11 protein-coding genes are annotated in these 13,780 nt (G+C 67.8%); 6 read left to right on the top strand and 5 right to left on the bottom strand.

Translation table 11 applies throughout. The features are described from left to right. The first annotated feature begins 7 nt into the window (after positions 1 to 7). The 3 genes from BCY78_RS07315 to BCY78_RS07305 are packed head-to-tail and all read left to right on the top strand — an operon-like array spanning position 8 to position 2,383. Positions 8 to 658, top strand: a complete 651-nt coding sequence (locus tag BCY78_RS07315) for a TetR/AcrR family transcriptional regulator (RefSeq protein ID WP_068299894.1) — start codon at positions 8 to 10, stop codon at positions 656 to 658. Continuing rightward, positions 655 to 1,656, top strand: a complete 1,002-nt coding sequence (locus BCY78_RS07310) for an MDR family oxidoreductase (protein WP_068299893.1) — start codon at positions 655 to 657, stop codon at positions 1,654 to 1,656. Before BCY78_RS07315 ends, BCY78_RS07310 begins: the two co-directional genes overlap by 4 nt. A gap of 13 nt (positions 1,657 to 1,669) precedes the next feature. Next, on the top strand, positions 1,670 to 2,383 hold the full coding sequence (locus BCY78_RS07305; RefSeq protein ID WP_068299967.1) for a dimethylsulfonioproprionate lyase family protein: 714 nt from the start codon (positions 1,670 to 1,672) through the stop codon (positions 2,381 to 2,383). Positions 2,384 to 2,417: 34 nt separating this feature from the next. Here BCY78_RS07305 and BCY78_RS07300 read toward each other — a convergent pair whose 3' ends face one another. From BCY78_RS07300 to BCY78_RS07285, 4 genes are read right to left on the bottom strand one after another with little or no spacing between them, the layout of a single operon-like run. Next, positions 2,418 to 3,779 carry a M20/M25/M40 family metallo-hydrolase gene (locus BCY78_RS07300; RefSeq protein ID WP_068299892.1) on the bottom strand — a complete coding sequence of 454 codons (1,362 nt, stop codon included), beginning with the start codon at positions 3,777 to 3,779 and terminating at the stop codon, positions 2,418 to 2,420. Continuing rightward, positions 3,776 to 5,812 carry a hydantoinase/oxoprolinase family protein gene (locus BCY78_RS07295; RefSeq protein WP_068299890.1) on the bottom strand — a complete coding sequence of 679 codons (2,037 nt, stop codon included), beginning with the start codon at positions 5,810 to 5,812 and terminating at the stop codon, positions 3,776 to 3,778. The genes BCY78_RS07300 and BCY78_RS07295 overlap by 4 nt, the downstream gene beginning before the upstream one ends. Before the next feature lies 1 nt (position 5,813). Beyond that, positions 5,814 to 7,646 (bottom strand): hydantoinase B/oxoprolinase family protein, encoded by a 1,833-nt coding sequence (locus tag BCY78_RS07290; protein WP_068299888.1) that lies wholly within the window; start codon positions 7,644 to 7,646, stop codon positions 5,814 to 5,816. Next, positions 7,643 to 8,389, bottom strand: coding sequence for a GntR family transcriptional regulator (locus BCY78_RS07285; protein ID WP_068299886.1), 747 nt, complete (start codon positions 8,387 to 8,389; stop codon positions 7,643 to 7,645). Before BCY78_RS07285 ends, BCY78_RS07290 begins: the two co-directional genes overlap by 4 nt. A 184-nt stretch (positions 8,390 to 8,573) precedes the next feature. Between BCY78_RS07285 and BCY78_RS07280 the strand changes: the two genes are divergently transcribed. Next, on the top strand, positions 8,574 to 10,286 hold the full coding sequence (locus BCY78_RS07280) for a M28 family metallopeptidase (RefSeq protein ID WP_068299882.1): 1,713 nt from the start codon (positions 8,574 to 8,576) through the stop codon (positions 10,284 to 10,286). Then, a complete protein-coding gene (locus BCY78_RS07275; RefSeq protein WP_068299880.1) occupies positions 10,283 to 11,089 on the top strand; it encodes a nitroreductase family protein in 807 nt (268 codons plus the stop codon). The genes BCY78_RS07280 and BCY78_RS07275 overlap by 4 nt, the downstream gene beginning before the upstream one ends. Positions 11,090 to 11,140: 51 nt before the next feature. On the opposite strand, the gene BCY78_RS07270 is transcribed toward BCY78_RS07275, so the two are convergent. Then, positions 11,141 to 12,850, bottom strand: a complete 1,710-nt coding sequence (locus tag BCY78_RS07270; RefSeq protein WP_068299877.1) for a M28 family peptidase — start codon at positions 12,848 to 12,850, stop codon at positions 11,141 to 11,143. 120 nt (positions 12,851 to 12,970) lie between these two features. On the opposite strand from BCY78_RS07270, the gene BCY78_RS07265 reads away from it, so the two are divergent. Continuing rightward, positions 12,971 to 13,744 (top strand): IclR family transcriptional regulator, encoded by a 774-nt coding sequence (locus BCY78_RS07265; protein WP_068299875.1) that lies wholly within the window; start codon positions 12,971 to 12,973, stop codon positions 13,742 to 13,744. Positions 13,745 to 13,780: the final 36 nt, after the last annotated feature.

Here is a 13,780-nt window from a genome sequence, read left to right as displayed (position 1 = left end):
ACTACGCATGACCGATCCCGCCCCCGATTCCTCCCCGCGCAAACGGGGCCGTCCCCGCCGCGATCCCGCGGATGCCGAGGCGCGTCAGCGGCTGATCCGCTCGGGCCTCGTCCATCTGACGGAGCGCGGCTATTCCGCCAGCGGCGTTGACGAGATCCTGCGTCATGCCGGCGTGCCCAAGGGCTCGTTCTACCATTATTTCGCCAGCAAGGAGGCCTTCGGGCTGGCCCTGATCGACGCCTATGGCGCGTATTTCGCGACGCTCCTCGACCGCAGTCTTGGCGAGAGGTCGCTGCCCCCTCTGGAACGGTTGCGCGCCTTCACCCGGCAGGCCGAACAGGGCATGGCCCGGCACAATTTCCGGCGCGGCTGCCTTGTCGGCAACCTCGGGCAGGAGATGTCGGCGCTGCCCGAGAGTTTCCGCGTCCGCCTGATCGAGACGCTGGCCGATTGGCAGACCCGCACCGCCGCCTGCCTGTCCGAAGCCAAGAACCAAGGCGCCCTGCCCGCCGGCGCCGATCCGCAGGCCCTCGCCGCCTTTTTCTGGACCGGTTGGGAAGGCGCGATCCTGCGCGCCAAGCTGGAAGCCGACCCCACGCCGCTGCGCCTGTTCGCAGAGCTATTCCTGACGTCCCTCAGCAAGGAGCCCGCCCGATGAAAGCCATCCTGATCGAGAAACCCGACGACGCCCCCAAGGGCCCGCAAACCGTCCGCGAGGGGCAGATCACCACGGCCGACCTGCCCGAGGGCGAGGTGCTGGTCGATGTCGCCTACACGACCCTGAACTACAAGGACGCGTTGGCGATCACCGGGGCCTCGCCGGTGGTGCGCAGCTTCCCGATGGTGCCGGGGATCGACTTCGCCGGCGTCGTGCGCGAGAGCGCCGATCCGGCGTGGAAGCCCGGCGACAAGGTGATCCTGAACGGCTGGGGCGTGGGCGAGAAGCATTGGGGCGGCCTCGCCGAACAGGCCCGCGTCAAGGGCGATTGGCTGGTGCCGCTGCCTGAGGGCCTGAGCGCGCGGCAGGCGATGGCGATCGGCACCGCGGGCTACACGGCGATGCTGTGCGTCATGGCGCTGGAGCGGCACGGCATCACGCCCGCCTCGGGCGAAATCGTCGTGACTGGCGCTGCGGGCGGGGTCGGCTCGGTCGCCGTGGCACTGCTGGCGAAGGCGGGCTACAATGTCGCCGCGGTGACGGGTCGGGCCTCGGAGGCCGAGTTCCTCAAGGGCCTCGGCGCCGCCTCCATCGTCGACCGGGCCGAGCTGACGGAACCCGGCCGTCCCTTGGGCAAAGAGCGTTGGGCGGCGGGCATCGACGTGGCGGGTAGCCATGTGCTGGCCAATGTCATCGCGCAGACGAAATATCGCGGCGTGGTCGCGGCCTGCGGGTTGGCGGCGGGGATGGACCTGCCCTCCAGCGTTGCGCCCTTCATCCTGCGCGGCGTCACACTGGCGGGTGTCGACAGCGTCATGTGCCCCATCGAGGACCGTCGCGAGGCGTGGTCGCGGCTGGCCAAGGAGCTGGACCTCGCGAAGCTGGAGGCCCTGATGACCGAGCTGCCCTTCGATCAGGTGATCGAGACCGCGCCGAAATTCCTCAAAGGCGAAGTCCGGGGCCGCGTCGTCGTCCCCGTCGCCCCCGATCTGGCCTGACACCATGGAGGCCATGCTGCCCCCGCCCGAGGATGCCGCCCCCTCGGAGCCGCCGGTCACCCTGCTGAGGGACGCGCCGGATTGGTACTACCTCCTGCGTGAGTTCGAGGCGCTTTATCGCCACGGCTCGGCCGGGGGCAGCGAACCCATCCGCTCGCACCGGGCCAAGGTCCGCAACGCCCTGTCGCAGATCTTGGCGGCGAACCCGGCGATCCTGCCCCGCCCGCCCGCGCAAAAGCCGGTGACCGCGCATTTCGCCCGGACGCTGGATCTGGGCGAGCGCGGCGCGATGCAGGGCATGGCGCGGGCGCTGCGCGAGGTGCGCGACCGGCTGCATTGGGAGTATGGCTACGAGAAGATGCCCAAGGCGCTGGCCCGCAAATACGCCTATTGCGAGGTGCTGGGGCCGCAGGGGCCGGTGCGTTCGGAGACGCTGATCCTCGGCTTCGTGCTGTTCGCGCCCGCGACGACCTATCCCCAGCACAGCCATTCCGGCATCGAGGAGAGCTATATCTCCATCGCCGGCGGCTGGTCCGAGAATGACACGGCGGTCTATGCGCCCGGCTCGCTGATCCTGAACCGCCCGCAGCACGAGCACCGGATCACCACCGGCGAGCAGGATCCCTGCCTGTTGGCCTATGCCTGGATCGGCGATCAGACGAAACTGGCGCAGCCGGGCATGAAACTGACCGCGACGCGCAAGGCGCGGGCGGCGCGCGGGATCTGAGAACGGCCCCCGGTGATCCCGGGGGCCGTTTTCGTCACATCTTTCCCAGACGGTCCAGAAGCGCCGCCCCGGTCCGTATCCCCTTGAGGAACAGGCCGATTTCCATGTTCTCGTTGGGGGCGTGGTTGGCCTCGTCGGCATTGGCATACGGCATGACGAAGGCCGGCACGCCGAGGATCTTGGTGAAGACGTAATCCGGAAGACTGCCACCCGCACAGGGGTAAACCAGCGGCGCCTCGCCGCGCGCTTCGGTGATGGCCTCCTGGATGACCTGCCCCCAGGGGCTGTCAAAGTCGGTCTTCGAGGGCAGCATGCCGCCGTGGAAGATCACTTCGACCTCGGGCGCGTGCTTGGCGACATGGGCGCGCACGCAGTCCATCACCTGCTCGGGCGTCATCGCCTCGACCAGACGGATGTCGCATTTCGCCACCGCCTCGCAGGGCAGCACCGACTTGGACCCCGGGCCGCCATAGCCGCCGTGCAACCCGTTGATTGTCAACGTCGGGTGGAACATCAGCCGGTCCCAGAACGGCCGGTCGGCAGGCGCGTCGAGTTTCGCCAGACCCATATTCGCCATGTAGCCCTTAAGGTCCAAGGGCAGGGCCTGCGTCGCGGCGATCTCGGCCTCCGTCACCGGCAGGATCGGGTCGTGCAGGCCGTCGATGGTGATCGTGCCATCGGGCGTCTTCATCGTGCCCAGCAGGTGCACCAGCGTCCAGATCGCGTTCGGCATGACGCCGCCGTAATTGCCCGAATGCGCGTCGCGGGCGGCGGTCTTCACCCGCAGCTCGAACGAGCACATGCCGCGCACGCCATAGGTCAGCGTGGCGCGCCCACTCTCGTGCAGGGGACCGTCGGCGGTGACGACGAAATCGGTCTTCAGTCGCTCCTTGTTCGCCCGCACGAAATCGGCGATCTGCGGCGAGCCGATCTCTTCCTCGCCTTCCAGCAGGAAGATCACGTTGCAAGGCAAGGTGCCGTGGACCGCCAGATGCGCCTCCAGCGCCATGATCTGCGCGAAATGCTGGCCCTTGTTGTCGCCGACGCCGCGGGCATAGATCCGGCCGTTCCGGATCGTCGGCTCGAAGGGCGGGCTTTCCCAGAGCTCCAAGGGATCGGGCGGCTGCACGTCGTAATGGCCGTAGAGCAGCACCGTGGGCTTGGCCGGATCGACCTCGTATTTCGCCAGCACGAAGGGATGCCCCTTGGTGGGGACGGATTCGACCGCCATCCCCATCTTGCCCAGCATCGCCACCAGCAGCTCCGAGACCTCGCGGATGCCGATGTTGTGGGCGCTGATCGAGGGGTTCTTCACATAGTCGATCAGCCGGGTGACATACTCATCATCCCGCGCGCCGATATGGTCGAGGACAGGTTGCAGCGTCTCAGAAGTCATAGGGCGGCCTTTTCCAGCAGGATGTTGCCCGAGGGATGCACCGCGCCGGACCAGCCCGGCGCGACGAAGGTGGTGGTGTCGAGCTGCGTCAGGATCGACGGGCCCTCGAAGCGCGCACCGGCCCCAAGGGTGGCGCGGTCGATGACCGGCACCTCGGTCTTGGCGCCGTCGATCAGCACGGTAGTGAACTCGGTCGGGGCGGGTGCCTCGCCCGGCTCCAGCGTCACGGCGGGGGCGTTGCGGGCAAGGCCCGTGGCGTGGACGCGCAAGGTGACCAACTCGATGGGTGCCGAGAGCGAAAAGCCGTAGAGCGCCTTATGGGTCTCGGCGAAATTGGCCTCGACCTCGGCGCGGTCGGGCGACCACGGCACGGCGATCTCGCCGCCCTGCCCGGCATAGCGCATCAACGCCACCCGCTCGATCACGCGGGCCTCTTGCAGCACGTCCTCCTCGTCGAGCCAGGCCTCGGCCTGCGCGTCGAGCTCGGCGATGACGGCCTCGGTCTCGGGGCCGTTCATCGGGCCGGGGATCGCCAGCGCGCGCGAGAATTCGGACTTCAGATCGGCGGCCAGCAGACCATTCGCACAGAGAACACCCGGCGCGTTGGTGACCAGCACCCGGCGGATGCCCAGCAGGTCCGCCAGCGCGCAGCCATGCAGCGGCCCCGCGCCGCCGAAGGGCACCAACGTGAAGTCGCGCGGATCATGGCCGCGTTCGACCGAGACGACGCGGATCGCACCGACCATGTGGTTGTCGGCAATCGCCAGAATACCGCGCGCGGCGGCCTCTTGATCCAGCCCCAGAGGCTGGGCGACCGAAGCCACGGCCGCCTCGGCCGCGCCGGTATCGAGCGTCATCGAGCCGCCCAGCAACCGCGCGGGCAGCTGGCCCAGCACGACATGGGCGTCGGTCACAGTCGGCTCGGTGCCGCCATGGCCATAGGAGGCCGGACCCGGCCGCGCCCCGGAGCTTTCCGGGCCGACGGTGAGCCCGCCATTCTTGATCCGCGCCAGCGAGCCGCCGCCCGCGCCGATGGTGATCATGTCGACCATCGGCAGCGCCAGCGGCCATTCCCCGACCGAGCCATTCTGCGTAAGCCCGATCTTGCCATCCTTGATCAGGCAGATATCAGCCGAGGTACCGCCGATATCGACAGTGATGATGTCCTTGATGCCGCAAGCCTCGGCCTCGGCCCGCGCGCCGACGACGCCTGCCGCCGGTCCGGACAGCGCCGTCAGCGCCGGGGCCACGCGGATCTTCGGTGCGCCCGCGACGCCGCCATTCGACTGCATCAGCATCAGGGGCGGTGTCGCGCCCTCGTCCTTCAGCCGTTGCTCCAGCCGCGAGACATAGGTGGTGACGCCCGGCATGACCGTCGCGTTCAGCACCGTGGTCAGCGAGCGCTCGTATTCCCGCACCACCGGCAGCACGTCCGAGGAGACGGTGATCGCCAGATCCGGCAGCTCGGCGCGCAGGATCTCGGCCACGCGGCGCTCATGCTCGGGGTTGGCATAGGCGTGCAGGAGGCAGATGGCCACGGCCTCGACCTTCATGCCGCGAATGGCCCTGGCGGCGGCCAGCACGCTCGCGTCATCGAGCGGATCGATCACAGCACCCCCCGCCGCGACACGCTCGTCCACCTCGACGATGCGCGAGGCCGGGACCGGCGGGATCGGCTTCACCCAGGTGTAGAGATTGGCCTTGCGCGGGATGTCCTGCCGGCCGATGGCCAGCACATGCCGGAAGCCGCGCGTGGTGACCAAGGCCGCGCGGGCGCCCTTGCCTTCGAGGATCATGTTGGTGGCGACCGTCGTGCCATGCAGCACCTGATCCAGATCCGGCCCCGAGGCCCCGGCCTGCCCCATGGCGAGGCGGATGCCGTTCAGGAAGGCCTCGGACGGATCCGAGGGGATCGAGGGCGTCTTGGCGCGCCAGCTGCGGCCGGTGGCGTGATCCACCAGCGCCACATCGGTGAAGGTGCCGCCGATATCCACGGCAACGGCGAGCGAGGTCGGTTCTTTGTCGAGGGCCATGTCAGGAAAGCTCGTCACGATAGGTGTTGCGGTGGAAGGCCTTCACGGCCGGGCGGTCGGCGCGCAGCGCCTCGGTGGCGGCGTGGTCCAGCGCATCATCCGTGATGACCACGCCGTATTCGGCGCGCGCGGCCTCGGGCGTCACGAAGCCGCCGAGCACGTCCTCCAGTACCGCCTCGGCCGGCCGGTCATAGGGATGGCCCATGCCGCCGCCGCCGCCGGTCTGGATGCGCAGGACGTCGCCCTTCACCAGAAGTGTGCCGTCGGACAGGGGCGGGATCACATGCTCGCGCTCGGTACCCGGATTGACCCAAGCGCCGCCGACCCCCGCCGACTTGCCGCCGCCATAGCCCCAGGGCGGGTTCTTCACCCCGTCGATGCGCACGGCGAGGCGGATCTCGTCGGCCAGCACCTCGTATTCGCGGATGATCCCGGTGCCGCCGCGCCAGCGCCCCGGCCCGCCGGAATCCGGCACCACGCCGTATTTGCGCAGCCGCACCGGATAGCCGCTTTCCAGAAACTCGACCGGGTAATTCTCCTGCGCGACGAAATAGACCGCGTCGATGCCGTCGGCGAAATCGCGCGCGCCGTAGCCGACGCCGATGCCATCGGCCAAGAGGAAGTCCTTGGGCGCGCCGGTCTCCTTGCCATAGGTGCCGCGCATGATGGTGATGACATAGGCCGATTGAGCCGCCGGCGCGCCGCCCTTGCCGCGGTTGACCATGCCGTTGAGCACCGCGAGCATCCGCATCATCGTCAGCCCCCGCATCCCCAGAGGCGCCGGGAATTTCGGCTGCACGATGGAACCTTCGCGCAGGCGGACCTCGTCGATGGCCAAGGGGCCACCCGCGTTGCAGACCTGCGAGGGATCACCGCCCAGATAGAACAGCCCCAGCGCCATGCCCGGCACGCCCTTGTTCATGATCAGGTTCACCGGCCCCGGCGCCTGATCGTCGCTTTCCGTGGCATCGAAGATGAAGCGGTCCTGCCCGTCCGGCTCCTTCTCGCGCGTCAGCGCGAAGCGCAGGCTGAACGGCCCGTTGCCATGCCCATCCGAGTCGATCTGGTCGGCGAATTTATAGGTGCCGTAGTCGAAATTCTCGGCCAGTTTCGTCCGCACCAGCTTGCGCGTCCGCTCGAGCAATTGCGCCAGCGCGTCCGAGACGACATCGGCATCGTGCCGCGCGACAACCTCGGCCACGCGTGTGACGCCGAGATTCACCGCCGCCATCAGCGCCGACATGTCGCCCTCGGATTGCGCGGGATAGCGCGAATTGCGGTGGAAGATATCCAAGGCCATCGTGTTGACCACGCCCGCGTCGATCACCTTGGTCGGGGGCACGATGATCCCCTCCTGATAGATCGAGGTCGCGTCGGGGCTGATCGAGCCGGGATGCAACCCCCCGATATCGGCGAAATGCGCCCAGCCCATCACGAAGGCGCAAAGGCGCCCTTCATGGAACACCGGGGCCAGCAGCACCTGATCGTTGGAATGGGTGACCGCGCCCTTCGAACCGTAGCAATCGTTGTACCAATAGAGATCGCCCGGCTTCATCGTGTGGCGCGGGAATTTCTCGAACACCGGGGTCGTCAGGTCGCCGAAGATCGGCACCATCGAGCCCACGGCCATCACCCCGTTCTCGTCGAACAGCGCGGTGTAGAAATCCTTCTTCTCGCGGATGAAGGCCGAGATGGCGGTGCGCTCGACCAGCGCTTCCATCTCGCGCTGGGTCGCCATGATCGCGCCGCGGATGATCTCCAGCGTGACCGGATCGCAGAGCGGCGTGTCGGGGACGGGCTTCAGCGCCGTCGCGGCAGAGGGGGGCGGTGTCATGGCGCGGTCTCTTCCTTTGGGGTTTCGGTGTCTGTCTGGCGGTCCATGTGACGCAGCACGGACTCGCCCGAGCGGCGGACGAAGGTGCGCACCGCCTGTTCGGCGGCCTGCGTGTCACGGTTGACGATGCCGGCGATGATGGCGCGCACGCCCTCCATGCCGGTCTCGACCTGCCCCGGTTCGCGCATGGCAAAGAGGCGCAGCATGCTGACGCGGGTGTTGAGCTGGGCCAGCATCTCGGCCGCGACCTTGTGGTCGGCGATGCGGGCCATGAAACGCTCGAACTCGGCCATGGTCTCGACAACCGAGAGCCGGTCGCCCTGCCCCGCCGCATCGAGCATCCGCTGGCCGTAGTCCCGCGCGACGGCGATATCCGCGTCGGACGCGGCGGCGAGGAAACCTCGCACGACGATGGCTTCGAGTTCCGTGCGGATCTCGTAGATCTCGGCCACGCGCTTGCGGGCCAGTTCGGCCACGCGCAGCCCGACATGCGGCTCGAAATCGCCGAGCTTTTCGGCGGCGATCATGCGGATCACCTCGCGCACAACGGTGCGGGAAATGTCGAAAGCCTCGCACAGGGCGCGCTCGGTCAGGCGGGTGCCCGGCGCGATGCGGCCGTCGACGATGGCCGCGCGCACGGCGGCGAAGACGCGCTCGCGCTCGACCTGACGGGCCTGCGGCGCGGGGGCCTCGGGGGGTTCTGAGTGTCGGTCCTTGGCGAAGATCGTCCGCAGATCGTCCATGCTGTGCCTGCCTGAATTCCTGTCTGCCGCTTTTGGCGGCGACTCGGAGCCTAACGCGGGCTTGGTCCTCAGCCCAAGAGAAATTGTCGTACAATATGGGATTGTCGTACAATTTTTTCCGATGCACCCTGATTGAGCAAAATGCCGCGACTCAGGACGTGGTGGACAGACAGGAGCGACGACGATGCTGGATTCCAAGATCGAGGCGGCCCTCAACCAAGTGACGATCGAGGCCCCCTGGGCGCTGGTGGAGCATTTCGCCACCTTCCCCCGCTGGAAGCCCGAGGATGTGGCAGACTCCGCCCGCGACATCGCCCGCAGGCTGGCCGAGCATGGCGTTCCCTGCGAGCTGCTGAACGCGCAACTTTACCTCTCAATCCCCTATGACGCCTCGGTCGAAGCCGGCGGCGTGACCTACAAGGCAAAGCCGCTGGCCTACGCGAAAAGCCTGCCCGAGGGGCTGAGTGGCACCCTGGTGCATGTGCCCAGCACCTTGGCCAAGGGCACCGCCAGCTTCTACGACAAGAACCATGCCGAGGCCGATGCCGACAGCCTGCGCGGCAAGATCGTCCTGACGGACGGTTTCGCAAACCCGCAGAAGGTTCTGGAATTCCAGCAGAAAGGCGCGATCGGGGTGATCGCCGTCAACCCCGGCGTGGACCGCCACTGGGGCATCTGCTCCTCGATCTGGGGTACGCCGGATCTGGACGGGTTGCCGCGCAAGCCGATGATCCCGGTCGCCGCCGTGTCCAACCCCGACGGCGCCGCGCTGATCGCGCTGGCACAGGCGGGCGGCAGCGTGACGCTGAAGACGCGGCTGGAGGAAGGCTGGTTCTCTTCGCCCGTCCCGGTCGTCGACATCAAGGGCGCCGTGGAGCCCGAGAAATTCGTTCTTCTGCACGGCCATTACGACAGCTGGGACGTGGGCGTCGGCGACAATGCCACCGGCGACGCGGCGCTCTTGGAGATCGCGCGGGTGCTCTGGGCCAAGCGGGCCGATCTGCGGCGCGGGGTGCGCATCGCCTGGTGGCCGGGCCATTCGACCGGGCGCTATGCGGGCTCGGCGTGGTTTGCCGACACTTTCGCCATCGACCTCGACGAGAACTGCGTGGCGCAGGTGAATTGCGACAGCCCGGGCTGCCGCTGGGCCGATGTCTATGAGAACGTCGCCTGGATGAGCGAGGCCGAGGGCTTCTGCAAGGACGTGATCCGCGCCGTCACCGGGCAGGAGAGCCATGGCGAGCGCCCGCTGCGCGCCGGGGATTATTCCTTCAACAACATCGGCTTGACCTCGTTCTTCATGCTGTCCTCGACGATGACCGAGGAGAAGCGGCGCGAGATGGAGTATTACACGGTCGGCGGCTGCGGCGGGAACATCGCCTGGCATACCGAGAACGACACGCTGGAGATCGCCGACCGTGACGTGCTGCTGCGTGACATCAAGCTCTATCTCGGTGCGGTGATGAGCGTGGCGAATGCGACCCTCCTGCCCTTCGACTGGCGCGCGACGGTGGCGGAATTCGACGGCGCGCTGTCGGGCTATGCCAAGGCCGCGCGCACCGAGGCGGCTCTGCTGGCCCCAGTGGGCGCGGCGCTGTCCGATCTGGCCGAGGCGCTCGACGCCTTCTACGCCGCCGCCCCCTCGATGCCCGAGGCACAGGCGAACGCGGTGATCCAGGGCCTCGCGCGGATCCTCGTGCCGCTCAACTACACGCGCGGGCCGCGTTTCACCCATGATCCCGCGCTGCCGGTCCCGGCCCTGCCGCTGATCGCCGTCGCGGGCCAGATCGCCGGGATGCCGGAGCCCGAGAAAGGCTTCGCACGCACGCAATTGATGCGCGGCGTCAACCGCACCGTCGCCGCCCTGCGCGCCGCGACAAGGCTCGCGACGGCATGAGCGACCCGATTTCCACCCGCTATGGCGGCGCGGGGCCGGAGGGTCTCCTGCCGCTGACGCCGGTGATGGAACTGATGCTGCGCCACCGCTCGGTCCGCCGCTATCAGGACCGTCCCCTGCCCGAGGGGCTGCTCGAGGCGCTGGTCGCCTGCGGGCAATCGGCGGCGACCTCGTCCAACATGCAGGCGGTGTCGCTGGTGGCGGTGACCGACCCCGCGCGCCGCCAGCGCTTCGCTAAGGCCTCGAGCGGGCAGGCCTTCGTGGCCGAGGCGCCGGTGATCCTGTGCTTCGTCCTCGACCAGTCACGGGCCGAGCGGGTCGGAGCAGCCACAGGCGCGGACCTCTGGGCCTTGCCCCTCGTCGACAATTTCATCGCCGCGGCGACGGATGCGGCGATTCTGGCGCAGAACATTCTGCTCGCCGCGCAATCGGCGGGGCTCGGCGGCTGCTACATCGGCAATCTGCGCAACGATCCGGAATTCGTGGCGCGCGAGCTGGCCCTGCCGCCCCGCGCCATGGTGCTGTTCGGCATGGCTCTGGGCTACGAGGCGCCGCCCGAAACCGGCATCCGCCCCCGCTTGCCGCAATCCGTGGTCCTGCACCGCGAGCACTATTCGACCGAGGGCGAGGCCGAAGCTTTGGCCGCCTATGACACGGTCTTTGCCGCGCATGAACTCGCGCAGGGCCGCCCAAAGGACACCTGGACCGCGCGGCACAAGGCCCGTTATGCGAATGTCGAGTATCTCGACGGCCGCATCAACCTGCGCGCTATTCTGAAGCGAATGGGGTTTCCGCTCGAATGACGAAGGGGGCGCCGCGACGCCCCCTTCCACTTTCCCAACCCGTCGAATCTCTCAATCCAACAACGCTTTGGCCCGCTCCAACGCGTCGATCAAACGGTTCTGCCCGCGCATTAGCTGTGCCTTCAGGAACCCGCGCTTGTCCTCCGCCAGCGAGGACCAGAGCTTCGCATCCGCGATCCCCGGCAGCGGCGGTACGTTCAGCGCGGGGTCGTGGGTGAAGCGCGGACCGCGGACGAAGTTCACCGGCACTAACACCCGCGCGATCTCGCGGATCCGGTCCGAGGCCTGCGCCGGCGCGACCGCCCCGCTGTCGATGCCCGCATAGAACCGGCCCAAAGCCGCCTCCAGATCCGCCAGCGCCGAGACCGAGGGGGCGAAGTCGAAGCCTGCGCCCACGGCCGCCTGCGCCTCGGCGATGGTGGCGCGGAATTCGGCGGTGGTCAGGCGCCAGTCGAAGGGCAGAACCTCGGCCGTCGCCAACCCGAAGACGGCGGTGGCATAGAGCTCGGCATCCTTCTTGAGCACGTCGAAATCGGCGATCTCGAAGGTGTCGTTCTCGGTGTGCCAGGCGATGTTGCCGCCGCAGCCGCCGACGACGTAATAGCCGCGCTCGGCCCGCGCTTCGTCGGTCATCATCGACGAGGCGTTGAACAGCCCGGTCACGCCGATGTTGTTGAAGGTGTAGTCGGAATTGCGCTGCGGCCGCTTGCCCTTGGCCACCTGCCCTGTCACCGTCGCCACCACCTGCTGCACGAAGGGCAGAGCCTCGGGCAGGCATTGCACAACCTCATAGCTGGTGGCCCAACGGCAGCCCGGGCTGTCGCAGTTGAGATGCGCGACGCAATGCTTGTCGAGATCGCGCGCAAAGGTGTCGGCGAACCAGGCCGAGCCCGCATAGCGCCCGGTCGAATGCCCCGGCCACCACGCCAGCCGCACGCCCCGCTTCAACTGGTCGCGCAGCGCCCAGAGCGCCTCGGCCACCGCCAGCATGCAGGCATTACCCGTGCCATTGTCGCCCACGCCCTCGCGCCAGCTGTCGTAATGGCCGTGGATCAGCACGAATTCCGGGTTGCCATCGGCGGCGGGGATCTCGGCCACCGGCAGGTATTGCGGGAACCAGCCGACCTGAAGCTCGGTCTTCAGCGTGACCCGCGCCCCCTCGGCGGCCAGAGCGATCAGCCGGTCGCCATCGGGGCGGTTCACGGCGACCGAGGGGATCTTCGGCAGACGGGCCAGATCCGACAATTCCGGCGTGCCCCAGATCGTCGAGACCGTGCCCCAATGGATGTCGACGCCCGGATTGACGGCGATCGCGCCGATCGCGCCCACGGCCTCGAGCCCCGCGATGAAGTTCGGCAAAGCGAAGCCCTCGATCACCGCGATCTTGCCCCGCGCGCGTTCCAACGCCCCGCTTTCGGCTGGGTTGCGGTCGAGGGGTGTGCCGCCGCCGGCCTCGGGCATGTAGATCAGCTCGCCCGTCCGCCCCTCGGGGCAGGACAGGGTGAAGGCCGGGGGTTTGGCGCGCATCACCGAGCCGTCCGAAAGCGTCACCGAGGCCGCGCCGGGCAGCGAGAGATAGATCTCGGGCTTGTGCATCGTCACCGGAATGCCCTTCGCGCGCAGGGCCGCGCCGATCATCTCGGCGCCTCTATTGGCCTCCTCGGGGATCTCGCGGTCCTGCTTGGCGAAGGCGTGGATCAACGCCTCGGCCGATGTCATGTCGAGAACCGAACGAATGTCGCGGAACTGGTCATCCAACATCTTCAAATCTCCCGTTTTTTCGATGTGTGAAAAAACTTTTCATTGTTGCATAAATCATCTATTCCCTTATTTCGGGAACAGCGCCAGTATTTTCTGCGGCTGCGTCATGTGGGGGGTCCCTTGAGTTACACGGTTTCCGCGGTTGATCGGGCGTTGCTGCTTCTTGAGGCATTGGCCGAAGCGCCCGATAGCGGCGTCTCGGAGCTGGCCGAGCGCACGGGCTTCACCAAGACGCTGATCTTCCGCCTGCTCTTCACGCTGGAAGAACGCGGGTTCGTGGCCAAGGACACGGCGCGGCGGACCTATTCCCTCTCGTGGCGCGCGATGTTGCTGGGCGACCAGGCGCGGCGCCAGTCGAAGCTTTTGTCCGCCGCCGAGCCGCATATGGACGAGATCCGGCGCGAGACCGGCTGCAACGTCTCGGTGCAGATCCGCGACGGGATGCATTCGGTCACCGTGGCCTTGCGCCGTGGCACGCAGGAACAACGCATCTTCGCCGAGATCGGCCGCCATGGCCCCCTGCATGCCGGGGGCGGCCCGAAGGTGCTGCTGGCCTATGCCCCCGAGGAGGTCCGCGAGGCCGTTCTGGCCAGCGAGCTTGCCCGCTTCACCTCGCTGACGATGATCGAACCCGACCGTCTGCGCGAGGCGCTGGCGACGATCCGGCGCGATGGCTGGGTGATGTCCGAGGGCGAGCTGGACCACTCCACCTATTCAATCGCCATCCCGATCTATGACAGCACCTCGGAAGTCGCCGCCGCCATGGCCGTGACCGGCAAGACCGAGCTTCTGCCCGCCGAGAACCGGGGCCATGTGCTGGACCTTCTGCGCGAGGCCGGGACCAAGATTACCCGCCTCGTCGGCGCGCATGGCGCGCAAATGCCGAAGTCATAGGCAGTTCTTACCTGACGCGATGCACAAACCCGCCCC

The organism is Pararhodobacter sp. CCB-MM2 (genome assembly GCF_001691415.1).
Classification (GTDB): Bacteria; Pseudomonadota; Alphaproteobacteria; order Rhodobacterales; family Rhodobacteraceae; genus Pararhodobacter.
The sequence above is the reverse complement of the archived record's forward strand: the minus strand, read 5'-3'. Positions and strand labels throughout refer to the sequence as shown.

What these genes read in the sequence shown, in the direction of transcription:
- BCY78_RS07315 (WP_068299894.1), top strand. Translation starts at nt 8, where the DNA reads ATGACCGATCCCGCCCCCGATTCCTCCCCGCGCAAACGGGGCCGTCCC.
- BCY78_RS07310 (WP_068299893.1), top strand. Translation starts at nt 655, where the DNA reads ATGAAAGCCATCCTGATCGAGAAACCCGACGACGCCCCCAAGGGCCCG.
- BCY78_RS07305 (WP_068299967.1), top strand. Translation starts at nt 1,670, where the DNA reads ATGCTGCCCCCGCCCGAGGATGCCGCCCCCTCGGAGCCGCCGGTCACC.
- BCY78_RS07300 (WP_068299892.1), bottom strand. Translation starts at nt 3,779, where the DNA reads ATGACTTCTGAGACGCTGCAACCTGTCCTCGACCATATCGGCGCGCGG.
- BCY78_RS07295 (WP_068299890.1), bottom strand. Translation starts at nt 5,812, where the DNA reads ATGGCCCTCGACAAAGAACCGACCTCGCTCGCCGTTGCCGTGGATATC.
- BCY78_RS07290 (WP_068299888.1), bottom strand. Translation starts at nt 7,646, where the DNA reads ATGACACCGCCCCCCTCTGCCGCGACGGCGCTGAAGCCCGTCCCCGAC.
- BCY78_RS07285 (WP_068299886.1), bottom strand. Translation starts at nt 8,389, where the DNA reads ATGGACGATCTGCGGACGATCTTCGCCAAGGACCGACACTCAGAACCC.
- BCY78_RS07280 (WP_068299882.1), top strand. Translation starts at nt 8,574, where the DNA reads ATGCTGGATTCCAAGATCGAGGCGGCCCTCAACCAAGTGACGATCGAG.
- BCY78_RS07275 (WP_068299880.1), top strand. Translation starts at nt 10,283, where the DNA reads ATGAGCGACCCGATTTCCACCCGCTATGGCGGCGCGGGGCCGGAGGGT.
- BCY78_RS07270 (WP_068299877.1), bottom strand. Translation starts at nt 12,850, where the DNA reads ATGTTGGATGACCAGTTCCGCGACATTCGTTCGGTTCTCGACATGACA.